We start from the raw sequence: 16,373 nt of genomic DNA, 5'->3' as shown, positions 1-16,373 counted from the left end.
TCAGCCTCCTTGGTGCGAACGGGCGCGGTCGGCGTACGTATTGAGCAGTGCGGCGGCGGTCGCGGCGTCGTCGACCGTCACCACGAACTCCCTGCCGTTGGTCAGCCGTACCACCATGCCCTCTCCCGAGCGCAGCACGAAGCCGCTGCGGCCGGCGCGGATGCGGTAGCCCCAGCCGCCGAACTCGGCGAAGCAGGCGATCCGCCGGCTCCCGGCCTCCGCGATCCGGTCGGGGGTGATCCGCCGGAAGCGGCAGCGCGCGGCCGGCAGCGTCGGCGAGAGGGTCAGCCCCCGCCGGTCCACGGTGACCCGGACGGAGGCCATCGGCAGGGTCACGGCGGCGCCGAACAGCAGGCCCACGCCGCCGACCCAGTCGGCGAGGAGGCCGACGAGCAGCCCGGCACCGAGCAGCAGGCCGCCCAGCGCGAACAGCGGGCGCGAGCTGATGGTGCGCGACCAGCCGGCCGTCTCGGCCGGCGGAAGGTCGAGCCGGGACACCGCTCCGCGCGGCCGGTGGGGCCCGGCGGGTGCCGCTCCGGCGAGCAGCCGCCCCAGCGCCCCGGCGAGCAGCGCCACCGGGAGGCTCAGTGCCAGGACCCACGGCGACACCCGAACGGCGGACACGTCGGCCACGTCGGCGTTGCTCAGCAGCGTCACGCAGACGGCGTAACCGCACACGGCGGCGAGGGCGTAGCCGAGGGCTATCACCCAGGGCACCTCGGGGGCGTCCGGCCGCAGCTGGACGAAGGAGCCGACCGCGGCACCGAAGAGCAGGAGAAGGGCGAGGGACACGGCCGCGAAGCCCTCTGCGGAGGTGAAGCCGTCGGCCCGGCCGGCGGCCCGGAAATGGGTGGCGAGCGGGTCGGGCAGCCGCCCCCACACCGTCGTCCAGATTCCGGCGGACACGAGCAGCACGACGAGGAACGGACCGGCGGCGACCACGGCCCGCCGGCGGCCGGCCGACGGCGGAAGGGCACGCGACACACTTTTCATGACTCCCCCCTGGGACCCGGGAACTGCCCTCATGACACTCTGTCAATTGTTTGCATAGTAGTAGAACAACACAAGCAGCAGCAATTGCGCGGCCATCTCATATCTGAGATACGTTCACCTCATGGCAGACGACTACCTCGTACGCATCGGCAGGCTCATCCGTGACGCGCGGCAGCACCGTGGCTGGACCCAGTCACAGCTCGCGGAGGCGCTCGGCACCAGCCAGAGCGCGGTCAACCGCATCGAGCGCGGGAATCAGAACATCAGCCTTGAGATGATCGCTCGAATCGGCGAGGCCCTCGACAGCGAAATCGTCTCGCTCGGCTATGCCGGGCCGATGCATCTGCGGGTGGTCGGCGGCCGCCGGCTGTCCGGCGGCATCGACGTGAAGACGAGCAAGAACGCCTGCGTGGCGCTGCTGTGCGCCACGCTGCTGAACGCCGGCCGCACAACTCTGCGCCGGGTGGCCCGCATTGAGGAGGTCTACCGCATCCTCGAAGTGCTGGGCAGCATCGGCGTCCGGACCCGGTGGATCAACGACGGCAACGACCTGGAGATCGTGCCGCCGGCCGAACTCGACCTCGACGCGATGGACACCGAGGCGGCCCGCCGCACCCGCAGCGTCATCATGTTCCTCGGCCCGCTGCTGCACCGCATGGACCACTTCAAACTGCCCTACGCGGGCGGCTGCGACCTCGGCACCCGGACCGTGACCCCGCACATGACGGCGCTGCGCCACTTCGGTCTGGAGATCACCGCGACCGACGGCACCTACCTCGCCGAGGTGGACCGCACCGTCGCCCCCAAGCGCGCGATCGTGCTGACCGAACGCGGCGACACGGTCACCGAGAACGCGCTGCTGGCCGCCGCCCGCCACGACGGCGTCACGGTCATCCGCAACGCCTCCTCCAACTACATGGTCCAGGACCTGTGTTTCTTCCTGGAGGAGCTGGGCGTCCGGGTCGACGGCATCGGCACCACCACCCTCACCGTCCACGGCGCCGCGCACATCGAACGCGATGTGGACTTCGCCCCCTCCGAGGACCCGGTCGAGGCCATGAGCCTGCTGGCCGCGGCCGTGGTGACCGAGTCGGAACTCACCATCCGCCGCGTGCCCGTCGAGTTCCTGGAGATCGAGCTGGCGGTCCTGGAGGAGATGGGCCTGGACCACGAGCGCAGCCCGGAGTACGCCGCCGACAACGGCCGCACCCGCCTGATCGACCTGACGGTCCGCCCCTCCAAGCTCCAGGCCCCCCTGGACAAGATCCACCCGATGCCCTTCCCGGGCCTGAACATCGACAACGTCCCCTTCTTCGCGGCCATCGCGGCCAGCGCCCAGGGCCAGACCCTCATCCACGACTGGGTCTACGACAACCGCGCCATCTACCTCACCGACCTCAACCGCCTCGGCGCCCAGGTCAAACTCCTCGACCCGCACCGGGTACTCCTCGACGGCCCCACCCGCTGGCGCTCCTCGGAAATGATGTGCCCCCCGGCCCTGCGCCCCGCCGTCGTCGTCCTCCTCGCCATGATGGCCGCCGAGGGCACCTCCGTCCTGCGCAACGTCTACGTCATCAACCGCGGCTACGAGGACCTGGCGGAACGCCTCAACTCGATCGGGGCGCAGATCGAGATTTTTCGGGATATCTGACCAACTGATGCCGCCGCATACCTCCTGACCTGCAGTGATGCGGGTCAGGAGGGGGTGCGGCGGCACCTGTGGGACTTCTCTGGGACGTCGGGCCTCGCTCCGCAGCAAGCCGACAAGAGGCGACGATGTCTGCAGCGGACGATCTGACGCTGCAAGTCCGACGTTAACGCGCTGCAGACGGACACAGCGTGAGGTTGAGGCGGCAGCACAGGACCTTGAAGCGATGCGGACTTGGCGATCCCGTTGGGGCGCTGTCCGTACGCGTCCCCTCTCACCCCCCTTTGAGGCCTGATAGTTGCGCTACTGCATGAATCCCACGCGGCGTGCTCCTTGCGGGCTCGTGCACACCGCGCGTTCCGCCCGGGCCGGGTGATTCGGCTACCCCACGGCCTTGCCGTTCCGCGAACATGTGCCAGGAGGCTGCGCCGCCCTCCCGTATCCCCCCGTGGGCGGGCGTCGCTCAGCGATCGCCTGACCACGCCCCTCACCCAGACCGCGAAGGCCCTCGCGGCACGGGGGGTGACTGTCGAGGTCATCGGAATTGCGGAGAGCAGCGCAGACGTGCTTCCCCTGCCCTCACGTGTCGTGGGGCTCCGGGCGGCGGCCGACTGAAAGCCCGCAACACAGGTTGCTCTCCTCTTCGGCCACAGTGGCGAAGCCTTGGTGTGACGGCCAGGCAGAACGATGCATGTGTCTCTCCGCGATGAACCGATGGCATTTTCGCAGAGCGTGAGCACAACAGCCTCATCGGCTGCCCGATCCAGCTCTGCAGCCGAGTCGCCCGGTTCAGCCGAGTCACAGCAGGCAGACACACCGAAGGAGTCTCCTGGGACTTTTCTGGGACTTCCGGCCGGATCAACGGGCATGACCATGAAACAGCCGAAAGGAAACTTGCGCAGCTCAGAGGCTCTGGCGAATCAAGCGCGGCAGGTCACGCGGCCCCCTGGTCTCTTCCGGGATACCTGAGGGCGGTTCTGCGGAGGCCGCTGCTCTGTTTCTGACGTGTACCAGCGCGGGCAGAAAATGCCCCCGGCCTCGCGTCAACGCCCCTTGCAGGAAGTCAGCATTCCGTCATGGTGCGGACGCGGGCCGTTGGGGTGCGGGAGTAAGGCCGGGAGGGCGGCGGCTCCCGGACATAGCCAAGGATCCCCCCGTTCCCGGCAGTCGGCGCACCCGGCTCCCGGGTGCGCCGACTCCTCTCTCCGCAGTCGCTATGGGGGATGCGAAGGCGAAGCCCTCCGAGTCGTGAAGGTGCCGGGCCCGGCGCCCCGTCCGGTGGTCAAGATCAACGCCCCCTCTGGCGGGTGCACGGCGACGGCTACGGCGCCGTGCCGATCCCTCAGGCATCAGGGATCACGGGGCAGCCCTTGTGGTCAGCTCATGGGCGACGGAAACCAAGGACTCCCGGCGCCCATGAAGGCGTCATTCCGTTGCGCGAAGGATTACTCCCCGCGCATCCAGTCGGGCGTTTTCACGCCCCAGAACTCGTTGAGTGCCAGGCAGAAAGAACGGGATTCCCGGCCCAGTTCCCCCCAGATCAGGTGAAGATCAAAGCCTCTGTCCCAAGCCATCAGCAGCGGCTCGAGGAAACCGGTTCCCACCGCGGTGCGGTCCTCGTGGCCTTCGGTGGCCATAATACGTTCCAGGACTCCGAGAACATTCCTGCGCTCCTCCACGGACATCGTGGGGACATTTCTACGGAATGCGCCGGCGAGCAAACCCAGGCGTGCGGTCAGCGGCGGAACGTCTTCCTCGTCCCGCTCCGTGGAAACAACCAGGTCTTCATTATCAGGTTCGTTCCGCCACTCGCGGACTTCCGCACGGTCGCTCTCGGCGAGCACCTCGCTCGCACCAAGCAGTTCACTCCACCAGGCAGGTGTAGACATCAGGGCTTGCCCTCCAAAGAATTCTGCAGATCACGCATCACATTTTCCGCAGCAAGACGGTCGGATGTCGCCGCCTCGGGATTATTTCGGATCCATTTGCTCAGGAATACGATGGCTTCCTCAGCCTTCTGGATGTGGTCCGACCCGCCCACGAGTTTACCGGTGAGCTTGGTGAACCGGACGGCAGCTGCGGTGCTCCCGTTGCCGATAACGGCGTTCTTGCGCCACAGCACATCCATAAACTCTTGCAGTTTCTCGTTACCCACCTGCGGCTTCTGCATCTCGGCCCGCAAGATGTCCTTGTATGCCTCGTGAAGGTACCTGTTGTGCGCCAACTGGCCCAACGGGCGCGAGAACCCTCCCAACCACTTCCAACCGAGCTTCCTGCCAAGCGGCTTGAACAGTCTGGCCAGTCCGGACCCGATGCCGTTTTCCAGGTACGGCTCGACGGCCGGGGTGTTCTGGAGCTGCTTCATCAGCTCCGGGCCGCATTTATCGCTGTTTCCCTCGTCGGAGAAGATGCTGTTGCTCGTCCACGAGCAGTACCCGGCCAGGAGCATCGCGGCCGCGTCGTCGCGGTCCTTGAAGGTGTCCATCCTGAGGTGGTCGGCGTTGTCCCCCATCCACCTGTCGAAGTCCGCAGCCAGCGCCTCGCAGGAGCCGATGCCCAGCTTGTCGGGGAGCGGGACGCCATTGAGGTAGCAGGTGCCGTCGAAGGACAACAGGGCCGAGCCGTTCTCATAGTCCTTGAGGGCGTCCACGGTCCCGGCGCCCTTGCCGCCGGAGGGCTCGGAGGTGTCCTTGCGTCGTTCCGCGTCTTCCTTGCGCCACTTCTCGGCCGCGATTTCGACGGCTTCCGTGGCGGCCTTGGCCGCTTCGGCGGCGTCCTTGTTCGCGTCGCGGGCGGACTTGCGGGCCGACTCGGCGGAGGCGTAGGCCAGGTCCGCGTAGGTGCGGGCCTGAGCCGCGGACGACGACGCCTGGTTGGCGGAAGCGGTGGCGGCAACTGCCGCCCTGCCCGCGGATGCGGCAGCCTGCTTGGCCTGGCGGGCGGAGTCGGCGGCGCTTTCGGCGGACACATCGGCGTCGTGCGCCGACTTCTTCGCATCGTCGGCATGCCCCTGGGCCTCGGTGGCCGAGTCCCGTGCCTGCTTGGCGTACTTGTTCGCCTCGTCCGCCGCATGCCGGGCCCTGGCTTCGGCTTCGGCTGCTTGCGCGGCATTCTTCTTGGCCGTCGCGGCGGAGCGCTGCGCGTTGGCGACCAGGCGGTTGACCTCCGCCACATGGACCGCGGCGTCGAAGTCCTGCTTGGCCGCCTTCAAGTGGGCGACGCCGACGAAGTCCCGCAGCATGGACGGCGGGCCGGCCAGCGCGACCTCGGCAGCGGCCTTCACACGAGCACCGCCCTGGTGCATGATCCGTAAGGTTTCGGCACGGTCGTCCACTTCGCGAGCCGCGTACTGGCCTACGTCGAGGAACTCCCGCAACCGGTCGACGGTCCCGGCATCGATGGCTGCGCTGCCCCGCTCGTTGACCGAGGGCCCGCCGTCCTTCATCAGCCGCAGAATCTCGACACGGTAGTCGTCAGCCTGTGCCGTGTGCTGTCCCGTGGTGAGGAACTCCTTGATGTCGTCGGGCGATCCGGACAGGGCAACCAGTGCCGCCTTCCTCACCTTCGGTCTTCGGACTCTCCATCCATCCCAGAGGCACTACGAAATCATGCGCCTCATGCGGCCGCCGTGGAGAGACCGCCGCGCCCTTCCTTCCCTACTTGCAGCGAAAGGGGCAGGAGGGCGCGCCCCGCGGCACCCGTCCTCAACCCCCCGACCGCCCGAAGAACTCCACCTCAGCGATGGCTACTTGCTTCTTGTCGGTGGTGCCGTAGGCGGAGTGGAGGATCAGGCGGACGGTGAGGGCGGCGCGTACGTGGACGTCGATGTTCTGGGGGCCGCCGTCGTTGAGGCGGTAGTGGGAGAGGTGTTGCTTGCCGGCGGAGTCGGTGACGAGGACGTCGAACTCGTGGGGGCGTGCCGGGTCGGCGGCCTGGGGGGTGCGGGGGGAGGCGCCGGGGGTGATCACCACGTTGAGCAGGTCGGTGGGCTGGCCGAAGCCGGCCTCCAGGTACTGGCCGTCGGAGGCGCCCGAATAGCCGGTGCCCCACCAGGTGTTGGAGTAGGTGTCGAAGGCGAGCTTCGCGCCGTGTTCGGGGCCGGAGTGCGAGGCCTTCCAGGTGGCGGCGGGCACCTGGACGCGGTCGGAGAAGTGGTCCTGGACGGCCCGGGCGGCCGGCGGTCCGCCGATGATGCCGCCCACCACCACGGCGGCGAGGGCGGCGGCCACCACGGCGCGGGTGATCCACCGGGTGCGGTCGCGGTGCAGGCGCGGGCGCTCCCCGGCGTACGGGCCCTCGGCCCCCGGGCGGGTGGAGGGGGTGAGGGGGGTGGCGCAGCTGTGGCAGAAGTGGCGGCCCGGGGCGTTGGGCTTGGCGCAGGTCGGGCAGGGCAGCGCGTTCTCGGGCTCGGGGGTGGCGTGCGGGGTACGGACGCGGGGCCGGGCGGCCTCGGGCCGGCCGGGCAGTACACCGCCGGGCGCCTCCGGGGGCGCCGTGGGCACGGCGTCGGGTACGGGGACCAGGAGGGCGCGGATGCCGGTCTCGGAGACCTGGCGTTCGCCGGGCGGGGCGGGTCTCGTGGCGGGCCGGGGCGGGTGGGGCGCCGCCTCGTGAGCGGTGGCTCCGGTGGCCGGGAGGGGGGTGGTCGGGTCCTCGTCGCCGGCCGGGTGCGGGGCGGCGGGCGGGGTGGTGCCTCCGGGGGCGGGTGCGCCGGTCCGCGGCCCGGTGGCGGTGGGCCGGGCGGTGTGGTGCGGGGCGGCGGGGCGCCCGGGCGTCGCGTCCGGGCCGCTCGTCGAAGGGTGGGAACGGGCCGCGTCCGGCGGGGAGGCGGGTGCCGGTGGCGGGGGCGTGGGCTGCGACCTCGCGGGCGTCGTGGGGGTGGTGGGGCGGTCCCAGCGGAGGAAGGCGCCGCAGGAGTCGCAGAAGGACTGGCCCGTCTGGGGGGCCGGGGCGCCGCAGTCCGGGCAGGTGGTGTGATCGGTGGCCATGAGGCAGGTTCCTTCGAAGAGGGCTTCGGGCGTGGCGTCGGCAGACGAGGGGCGGGCTTCAGGGGGCGAGGGGCCCGGTCACCTCGACCGTGAAGGGGAGGTGGGCGGGGCGGGCCGCCGCGACGACGGCGTGCAGGCGGTGCGGGTCGGTGCCGGCGGGGTCGCGGACCCGCAGGGTCACCCGCAGGCCGGGGCCTGGCGTGCCGGGGAACGGGCCAAGGGGGCGGGCGGACCAGGTCGCGCCGCCGCTCTCGGTGATCTCCGGGCGTACCCCGAAGGCCAGGTGGACCGCCTCGGACAGACCGCGCCGGGTGCCGCGCACGCGGTGCAGCAAGACAGCCGTGGCCACCGCGCGGCGGCGGGTGGCCAGCGGCTCCGTGCCGTCGAGTTCGGTGCCGACCCAGGTCGTCAGCCAGTCGACGAAGTCCTCCGGGGCGAGGGCCGGCGTGAAGTAGCTCTCCAGGCAGTCGAGCACGTGGAAGAGCGGGGCGAGGACCACGTCGAGGCCCGCCACGAAGCGCTGGGTGAAGTCGTCGTCGGCGTAGACGGCGGGCAGCGCCGCCCCCAGGGGGTGCGGGGTCACCGACGCCGCGGGGGTGCCCCTCATCGTGCCTCGATCACGCGGACGCGGTGGTCGAACGGGAACAGCACGGCGGACGGGGCGAGTTCGATGCGGTCGGTGGCGTCGCCGCGGCGGCCGGTGAGCGGGTCGGCGGGGTGCAGCAGGACCTCGTCGACGAGTTCCACCCCGGGCACGCGCTGCAGCGCCGCGAAGATCTCACCGGAGCGCAGCGGGCGGCCGAACGGCCAGCCCTCCCCGTGCGCGCCACCGGTCAGCGGGTCGAGGTAGGCGTAGAGCGCGTCCAGGGCCTCGGCCCGTACCCGCTCGGCATGCGCCGCGCGGAAGGAGTGCAGCGTCGCGACGACCGTGACGCCCTGGTAGAAGGGCGGGCCGACGGCGAGGCGGGTGCCCAGGGGGCGGCGCTCGTCCAGGAACCCGGTGATCCGGCCGAGGAGTTCCTCGCCGGGCACCAGCTGCTCGAAGCGCAGGCGTCCGCCGCGGTCGGGGACGGCCTGCGGGACGACCAGGACGCGCACGGCGTTCTCACCGGTCCGGACCGCCGCGCCGCCCTGTCCCGCCGTGCCGGTGCTTCCGCCCGCGGTGGGCTCCGCGGGGTCGACCGCGAGGCAGGCGATCCGGGCCACCTCAGGGGCCGCGCGCCGGGCCAGCTCCTCGTAGTCGCGGGCGGTCACGGCCCGTTCCTGGGCGCGCAGCGCGATCGGCGCCCGCACCTTCGCCTCCTGCACCGTCTCGCCGTCGACCCCGCCGCGCGCCGCCTCCCGGTTCTCCACCCGCGCCACGAACGGGATGGAGCTGCGCAGCACCTGGATCGCGCCGCGCGCCACGTTTCCGCTGCGCCCGCCGCCGGTGCGGTAGTGCGCGGCCCGCAGCACCGCGCCCTTGGGCGGCACGGCCCCGAACTGCCGTACCTCGCCGTCCGGCAGGCGGACGGCCGGGCCGAAGGCGATCTCGCCGGTCGACGCGTCGAGGGTGAGGTGCCGGTCGTACGGGCCCGAGGCGGCGAAGTCGGGGACGACCTGCCACTCCTGCCAGCCGTCCCCGTCGGAGACCTCCAGCCTGAGCGGCGGGCGGTCGGCGACGACGGGTGCCTGCGCCAGGCGCAGCCGCTGGCCGGGCACGCCCGCGGACTCGCCGAGCGGTTCGTCGCGCACCACCTCGGCGTGCGCGACGGTGGTGGTGCCCCCGATGGTGAACGCGGACGCGGACCGGACGGTGGGCGAGGCACTGTAGAAGGGCTGACCGGGTGCGGCCTCCACGACCCGGCAGCGCAGCCAGGCGGAGTCGGTGCGGCCGACGCGCGAGACGAGGTGCCCCGTGGGGACGTGCAGCACGACCTCGCCGGGCCGGTTGAGGCCGCCGGTGGAGTCCTCCGCCAGCTGGCACGCGAGCCACCCGTCGGCGGTCCACGCCTCCCAGACCAGCGGCGGCTGGCGCGGGTCGACGCCGACCCCGTCCACCCGGCTGTCCAGCCGCAGGACGGCCGCGCACCGCGGCACCGCCGCCGACAGCCCGAACAGCAGGCAGTCCCCCGGCTGCGGGGCGGCCGTGAACACGGCGACATCGCTGCCGGCGAAGATGTCCTGGCTGCAGTCCGCGGGGGTGGACCCGGCCTCCTGCCGCAGTACGGCGTCCAGTTCGCAGGGCACGACGGTCAGGTCGTCCTCGGTGGCGAAGGACACCGCCTCCTCGGTCTCGGTGCGGCCGGTGGCCACCTCCGTCCCGGCGGCCAGCACCACCGGCTCGGGCTGCGGGGCGGAGAGCCAGAAGGTGACGTCGGCGCGGGCCGCGGAGGGCGGGAAGAGGGTGACGCCGAGCAGGTCGAGGAAGGCGAGGTGGTTCTTCTCCGGCACCCGGTTGAGGCGGTAGACGATCTGGTCGGCCATGTGCGCGACGGCCTCGATGAGGGTCACACCGGGGTCCGAGACGTTGTGGTCGGTCCACTCGGGGCAGCGCTGCTGGACATAGCGCTTGGCGTCGTCGACGAACTGCTGGAAGCGGCGGTCGTCGAGGTGGGGTGCGGGCAGAGCCATCAGGCGTCGCTTTCGGTGGACGGTGATTCCGAGGACGGGATCACGTAGAAGGGGAAGACGAGGCTGCGAGGGTTGTTGGTGCCGCGCACGCTGTAGCGCACGTCGATGAAGAGCACGGACGGCTCGTCGGGCGCCGGGCTCACCTCGACGTCCTGGACCTCGATGCGCGGCTCCCAGCGGTCGAGCGAGGACCGCACCTCGTAGCGGATGCGGCCGGCCGTCGCCTCGTTGACCGGCGCGAAGACCATGTCGTGCACGGCGCAGCCGAACTCCGGCCGCATCGGCCGCTCGCCGGGCGCGGTGGCCAGCACGAGCCGGATCGACTCCTCGATCTCGCGCTCGCGGCGGGCCAGCGCGATGCCGCCGGCCGGGTCGGTACGCAGCGGGAAGGTCCAGCCCGCGCCGACGAACTGTTCACTCATGTCCGGTGCCCCCCTTGAGATGCACGTGCCTCAACTTCCTCACGCCCCCTAGAACGGAATGCCGTTGCGCAGGACGGCCGGTGCGTTCAGCGTGACCGTGGCCGGCGAGTTGATGGCCGCCGCGGCGCCGGCGTTGACGGCCACCGCGCCTACCGCGCTGACGGAGACCGCGCCGACGGAGTTGACGGCCACCGCGCCGGCCGACTTCAGGCTGATGGCGCCGGTCGCGTTGATGTCCGCGACGGCGCCCGCCATCACGCCGAACTTCGCGCCCGCCTTGATGTCGACCGCCCCGCCGGCGCTCATCGTCAGCGAGCCGCCCGCGGTCAGCGACAGATTGCCGCCCGCCTTGATGCTCACGTTCCTCGTCCCGGTGATGGAGACGGAACCGTCGCTGCGGATGGTGACCTGGGTGCGCGTCTCGTCCAGGTGGACGGTGAGCCGGCCGTTGCCGGTCTGCAGCCGGATGCCGCTCTTCATCCGGGACTTGGCATCGACGAGTTCGACGGTGTGGCCGCTGCGCGAGGCGAGGGAGCGCCAGTTGACCCGGCCGCTGGTCGGGTCCACCGCGGGCAGCCCGTCGGGGTCGGGGGTCGGCTTGTCCCTGCCGTTGTAGAGCCCGGCGAGGACGTACGGATGCTCCAGCGAGCCCCGGTCGAAGGCGCACAGCACCTCGTCACCGACCTCGGGGAGGATCAGCCCGCCGCCCCGTACCCCGCCCAGCTGCGCCACCCGGCACCAGTCGCTCTCGTAGGTGTCCGACAGCCAGGGGAATCGCAGTCTGACCCGGCCGAGCTTCAGCGGGTCCTTGGCGTTGGTCACCAGCGCCATCGCCACGCCCGGCATCGGCGGCGCCGCCTCCGCGCCGCCGGACGCGAGCCCGTACAGCGACCGGAACTGCCGGCCCGAGACGGTCAGCCAGGTGGTGAACTGCCGTCCGGACTCGAAGACATGGCGCACGCCGGTCGCGGTGTACTTCCCCTCGAAGGGGAAGCCGGCACCCTTGAGCGCGACCGGCCGGCCGGGGGTCAGCTGCGGGTTCCCGGTGACCGCGACCTCCAGTTCGGCGAACGAGCCCGCCACGTCGTCGGCGAGCGCGCGGGCGGCGTGGGTGACCTGGGCCTGGGTGGTGAACGGGGTGTCGGTGGCGGTCAGTTCGGAGGAGCCGAAGGGCTTGCTGAGCGCGCCGGGCGCGAGGTCGGCGACGATGTCCTTGCTGGTCGTGGCAGGGGACTCGGCGGACAGCGCGCGCTTGGCGCGCATGTCCCAGCCGCGCGCGCCCGCCTTGGCGACCTGCCCGGCGGCGGTGACGGCGATCCGGCTGTGCAGCGCGTTGTGGCCGAACTCCAGGACGTAGGGGCTCTGCGCGGCCGGGGTGGTGTCGGCGGGCGCGGAGGAGGCGGGGGCCAGCTTGGCGAACCGCAGCTTGCCCTGCGGGTCGAAGGAGAGGTGGACGTCGTTCTCCTGGGCCAGGCGCAGCAGGAAGTCCCAGTCGGTGATGTTGGGCTGGGTGGCCAGCTCGTAGACGGTACGGGTGGCCTCCACCGTGCCGAGGGCGAGCTTGTTGCGGCCGGCGAGGCGGCGCACGATGTCGCTCGCGGTCATGTGGGGGTAGCCCGCGACCCGGCGGTTGCGCAGCAGCCGGTGCCCGGGGTCGTAGCCCCGGACCACCAGGGACTTGCCGCCCGCGTCCGCGTCGACTTCGAGGGCGGTGATCTCGCCGGTCAGCATGGGCGTGCCGCGCTGCCCGTCGGTGAACGGCGACAGCACCGCCTTCGCGCCGATCTTCATCTGCGGGAAGGTCTGGAGGATGTCGGAGCCGCGGTCGGAGAAGGTGAGCTGGAACGCGGACGGGACGTTGACGCTGGCGTCCACCCAGCCCTCGGTGAGGAGGGCGGCGAGCCGGTCGGGCAGCACCGTGCCGCCGATCTCGACGTGCAGCACACTGGTGTACGTCTTCTCGCTCATCGCTGGGCCTCCTGGAGCGTGGGGTGCCCGGTGGGGCCGTGTACGGGGCCGCCCTCGGGCGGGCCCTCGTCGGCGGCGGGCAGCAGCAGTTCGGTGCCGGGCCGCAGCCGCATCGGGTCGTCGATCCCGTTCGCCTCCGCGATCAGCCGCCAGCGGGTCGCGTCCCCGTACTCCCGCCAGGCCAGCGAGGCGAGCGAGTCACCCGCGACCGTGCGGTGGATACGGCGGGCGGAGAGCGCGCCGGAGGTGGGGTTCTGCCCCTTGGTGGGCATCGCCACCTCGGTCAGGGACAGCGAGCAGGTGGCGCGGATCGGCTCGCCGGTGGGGTTGAACAGCGTGTAGGTGGCGCTGACGCTCGTCACGTACGCGACGAACTGCACGGTGTTGAACGCACCCCAGGAGAAGCGGACCCACGGCGGCGAGGGACGCTTGGAGCTGACGCTCTGCGGGGTCACCTCGCAGCAGGAGAGCAGGAGCTCCACCTGCTTTTGCACCTTCCCGGCGTTGGGGGTGCCGGAGGCGTCCAGGAACACCTCCAGCTGGAGCGTGGCGGGCCGGGCGCCGGTGAACTTCGGCGGGGCGCCGCGCGTGTAGGCGACCGCGGCCTGGGTGTGCCACTCCGCCGTCCGCCCGAGTTGCAACTGGGTCGGGTTGAACTGGAACTCCACCTCACCGATCCGGCCGCCGAGCGAGCCGCCGAGGTCGGTGGGGGGCTGATGGATCGCGAGCGCGGCCCGTACGAGGCTGGCGCCCGCCTTGCCGCCGGTCGGCGCGGGCATCTCAGGCACCTCCCGCGTCGGTGAAGCCGTGGTGCGCGATCTCCAGCGTCTCGGTCGCCACCCCCGGGCTGGCCGGGTCCAGACTCGGCCCCTGCCACCGCACGGGCAGCACCTCCACCAGCCCCCACTGGGCGACGATCGAACCGTCGGCGCGCAGCGCGGCGATCTGGGCGGTGGGCCGGCGGATACCGGTGGCGATGGACGAGATCCAGGCCGCCACGCGGGAGGTGTCGGCGGTGAGCGGGCGGGTGAGACGGATCGTGGAGTGCGTGACGCGGGTGGGCAGCTGCCAGACGAACCCGTTGTTGCCGCCCTCCTGCCGCTGCTCCACCTCCACCTCGGACGCCAGCCCGTCACAGCCGTTGAACAGGCCGAGGTCCTGGCCGTCGATGGACAACTTGAAGAAGACGGTGGATCCGGGGTCCTGGGTCGCGGGCATGGGGTGGCTTTCTGGGTGGGTGGCTGAGGCGGGTGTGGTGTGTGAGGCGGGTGAGGTGAATGTGGGCAGTGGGATCGCGGGGGCTGGTGTTCCGGGGTGGCGTCCGGCTCCGGCCGGTTCGGTCAGCGGCCACGGTCGCGCAGTCGGCCGATGCGTTCCCGGTCACTGCGCAGCTCGGCCCGCAGCAGCCGCGACAGCGGCGTCACGAGCCGCCGGGCCAACTCGTCCAGCTCGGCGGGGGTTGAAGGGGTTGAGGGAGCCGAGGGGGCTGAGGAGGGCGCGGCTGGGGTTGGGGCTGAGGTTCGTGCTGAGGCTGAGGTGTTAGCGGGGGGTGCGGGTGGTGTGGTGGACGTGCGGGTGGTGGAGGGGCGGTTGGGGGTGGCGGGGGTGCGTTGGAGGGGGGCGGGGGGTGGAGGCGTGACGCCCGGCAGGGCGCTTGTGGGGGCGCCGGCTGAAGTGGCTGTCGGGGTTGGCGGGGTGGCGTGGTGGGTGCGTTGCACGGGGTGCGGCGGGCGGGCAGTTACGAGCGGGGTGGGGGAGGCAGGCACGACCAAAGGGGCGATCGGTGGAGCCGGTTGTGGTGTTGAGGTCGGCGATGTCGGTGACCTGGGTGCCGTTGTGGGCGCCGGCGCTATCGGTGACGTTGTCGATGCTGGCGCCATCGATGACGTGAGGGTGCGTCGTTGTACCGCCGGGGTGGAGGGCATGGCGGGGGCGGAATGTGCTGCCGGGGCCGGTGTGGGGGATGTGAGGGGTGTGAGGGACATCGGAGCTGGGGCCGGTGCGGCGGGGGTTGGGACAGTCGCCGAAGTCATGCTCGAAGCAGGGGGCATCGACGGGACGGGGGCAGTGGCCGGTGCCCAGGCCGGGGCGAGTGACGGGGCTGAGGGCACGGCAGTTGATGCTCGCTGGAGCGTTCGTGGTGAGGTGAGTGGCTGCGGAGACGGAAGGTGCGGAGCCGATGACTGCTGCGTGGGGCTCCCAGGATGGGCGGGTGCGCTGGTGGGCCGTGCACGCAGCGGTACGGCGGGCGTGGGGCGAGGCCCGGCGGACGGCTTGGGTGTTGCGCCGCCTCCGGGGTGTCCGCCGCTGCTGTGGCCGGACTCCCGGGAGACCAGCGGCCGAGCGGTCGCGAGCGGGGCATGCCGCACACCCGGCCGGGAAAGCGGCTGGGACGGGGCGGCCTCAACCGCCGTGCGCGGCAACGGCTGTGGTCCGGAAGCGGCAGGCGCGGTGCTGCTCCTCCTCGCCGCCTCGCCCGTCGGTGCGGGGGCGCGGGATGCCCCGGCGTCCCGGACCGAGACCTGCCGAGCCGACGTGTCCCTCGCGCCCTCGACGTGTGCGAGTTGGGGTGCGGGGCGTGCGGCGACGCGTTGTACGACGGCCTGGCCGGAGGTGTCGTCCGGTGTCGGTCCAACGGGTGCGGCGCCGAGTTCGTGGGGAGCGGGCGGGACGGCGGCGTCGCGCGACGACGCCGCCGAGGCTGCGCTCGCGCGCTGGACGGGCGTCACCACGTTGGGGACAGCTGGCGGCTGCAACGCATCACGCGGCGACGTGGCCGACGCGGGCGAGGGGGCTGACAGGGCTGACGGCACGTTCGCCCGCTGGACGGGTGTCGGAGCCGTCGCATCCTCCGCGCCCTCCGACGACTCACGGGGTACCAACGGTGCGCCGATCAGTGGGCGCCGGCGACCGGTGGACGGTGCGGTCAAGGGGTTCCCACCGCGCGTCGGTCCCGAGGACGCATCGGCACTCGCCGACCGTTGCACCTCCCGACGCTCGCCACCGGGCGTGGCGCGCATCGGATTGCGGACGGGACCAGGACTCGGGGCTACGGGTGCAGGGGCGGAGGCAGGGGCGTCTGCGGGCACGTTGTCCTGGGCCGTGGCCCGCGTCCGTACCTCACTCCGCGCGGCGGTGACCTCCGAGCCGCCGGTCTCGGGCGACCTCGCCGGCTCGATGGGCCTGCCGGAAGACTGAATCGGTGCCCCAAGTCCCGCCCGCAGCCGTCGCGTTGACGTCGCCCGCTGCACGGGATGGCCCGCCTGCGGCCGCTCCGTCCGCGGCTCTTGCCCGCCCGGCCGAACGATGGGGAGGGACTTCGACGGGGTCGGGGGCGGGGACGCGTTCGCGAGCGTGGGAGCGGCCGTAGACGTAGACGTGGAAGGGGCTGCCGCGGTGGGCGCGGAAACGGGCGCAGGCGCGGACAACGGCGCGGGCCGGGACGCCGGCGCAGGCGCGGAAGCCGACACAGCCCGGGACGGGGAGCCAGGCGCAGCCGACGACTTAGGCGTGGGCGTAGACGTGGGCGCCGGCGTAGGCCCGGGCGCAGACTCCGCGGCCCTCCCCCTCGCAGACTCGGACGCCGGCACCGGCTCAGGCGCACCCTCACCACCTGGCTTGCCCGGCGACGCGGTCACGCGATCCGGGCCACGACCAGGACCACGCACCTCGGGGACGACCACAGGGGCACCGCCCGACTCCGGTGCGGCCCCTTGCGCCCGGCGCACGGCCGCCCGTCGC

General features: G+C 72.0%; 11 protein-coding genes. 1 reads left to right on the top strand and 10 read right to left on the bottom strand.

Features of this window, described 5'->3' with window-relative positions; all coding sequences use genetic code 11:
* Entirely contained in the window at positions 1 to 993 is a 993-nt protein-coding gene (locus ACQP17_RS27640) for a DUF1648 domain-containing protein (RefSeq protein ID WP_433858679.1), read from the bottom strand.
* 121 nt (positions 994 to 1,114) lie between these two features.
* Here ACQP17_RS27640 and ACQP17_RS27635 point away from each other — a divergent pair, with 121 nt between their 5' ends.
* Positions 1,115 to 2,644: a helix-turn-helix domain-containing protein gene (locus ACQP17_RS27635; RefSeq protein WP_364875409.1), complete on the top strand. Its 1,530-nt coding sequence runs from the start codon at positions 1,115 to 1,117 to the stop codon at positions 2,642 to 2,644.
* Positions 2,645 to 4,086: 1,442 nt separating this feature from the next.
* Here the strand turns inward: ACQP17_RS27635 and ACQP17_RS27630 are convergent.
* The 9 genes from ACQP17_RS27630 to ACQP17_RS27590 all read right to left on the bottom strand — a co-directional run bounded on the left by ACQP17_RS27630 (position 4,087) and on the right by ACQP17_RS27590 (position 13,850).
* A complete protein-coding gene (locus ACQP17_RS27630; RefSeq protein ID WP_433858678.1) occupies positions 4,087 to 4,530 on the bottom strand; it encodes a hypothetical protein in 444 nt (147 codons plus the stop codon).
* On the bottom strand, positions 4,530 to 6,203 hold the full coding sequence (locus ACQP17_RS27625) for a hypothetical protein (protein ID WP_433858677.1): 1,674 nt from the start codon (positions 6,201 to 6,203) through the stop codon (positions 4,530 to 4,532). Before ACQP17_RS27625 ends, ACQP17_RS27630 begins: the two co-directional genes overlap by 1 nt.
* A 142-nt stretch (positions 6,204 to 6,345) precedes the next feature.
* Complete coding sequence (locus ACQP17_RS27620) at positions 6,346 to 7,629, bottom strand: NADase-type glycan-binding domain-containing protein (protein WP_433858676.1); 1,284 nt, start codon at positions 7,627 to 7,629, stop codon at positions 6,346 to 6,348.
* 58 nt (positions 7,630 to 7,687) lie between these two features.
* On the bottom strand, positions 7,688 to 8,236 hold the full coding sequence (locus tag ACQP17_RS27615) for a phage tail protein (RefSeq protein WP_433858675.1): 549 nt from the start codon (positions 8,234 to 8,236) through the stop codon (positions 7,688 to 7,690).
* Complete coding sequence (locus ACQP17_RS27610; RefSeq protein ID WP_433858674.1) at positions 8,233 to 10,242, bottom strand: putative baseplate assembly protein; 2,010 nt, start codon at positions 10,240 to 10,242, stop codon at positions 8,233 to 8,235. Before ACQP17_RS27610 ends, ACQP17_RS27615 begins: the two co-directional genes overlap by 4 nt.
* Positions 10,242 to 10,664 (bottom strand): GPW/gp25 family protein, encoded by a 423-nt coding sequence (locus ACQP17_RS27605; RefSeq protein WP_189096423.1) that lies wholly within the window; start codon positions 10,662 to 10,664, stop codon positions 10,242 to 10,244. The genes ACQP17_RS27610 and ACQP17_RS27605 overlap by 1 nt, the downstream gene beginning before the upstream one ends.
* A gap of 48 nt (positions 10,665 to 10,712) precedes the next feature.
* Positions 10,713 to 12,632, bottom strand: a complete 1,920-nt coding sequence (locus ACQP17_RS27600) for a VgrG-related protein (protein WP_433858673.1) — start codon at positions 12,630 to 12,632, stop codon at positions 10,713 to 10,715.
* A complete protein-coding gene (locus ACQP17_RS27595) occupies positions 12,629 to 13,411 on the bottom strand; it encodes a LysM peptidoglycan-binding domain-containing protein (protein WP_433858672.1) in 783 nt (260 codons plus the stop codon). The genes ACQP17_RS27600 and ACQP17_RS27595 overlap by 4 nt, the downstream gene beginning before the upstream one ends.
* 1 nt (position 13,412) lies before the next feature.
* Positions 13,413 to 13,850: a phage tail protein gene (locus tag ACQP17_RS27590; protein WP_189096420.1), complete on the bottom strand. Its 438-nt coding sequence runs from the start codon at positions 13,848 to 13,850 to the stop codon at positions 13,413 to 13,415.
* Positions 13,851 to 16,373: the final 2,523 nt, after the last annotated feature.

Origin of the sequence: Streptomyces kronopolitis (assembly GCF_050953795.1) — a bacterium.
GTDB classification, from domain to species: Bacteria; Actinomycetota; Actinomycetes; order Streptomycetales; family Streptomycetaceae; genus Streptomyces; species Streptomyces kronopolitis_A.
The sequence above is the reverse complement of the archived record's forward strand: the minus strand, read 5'-3'. Positions and strand labels throughout refer to the sequence as shown.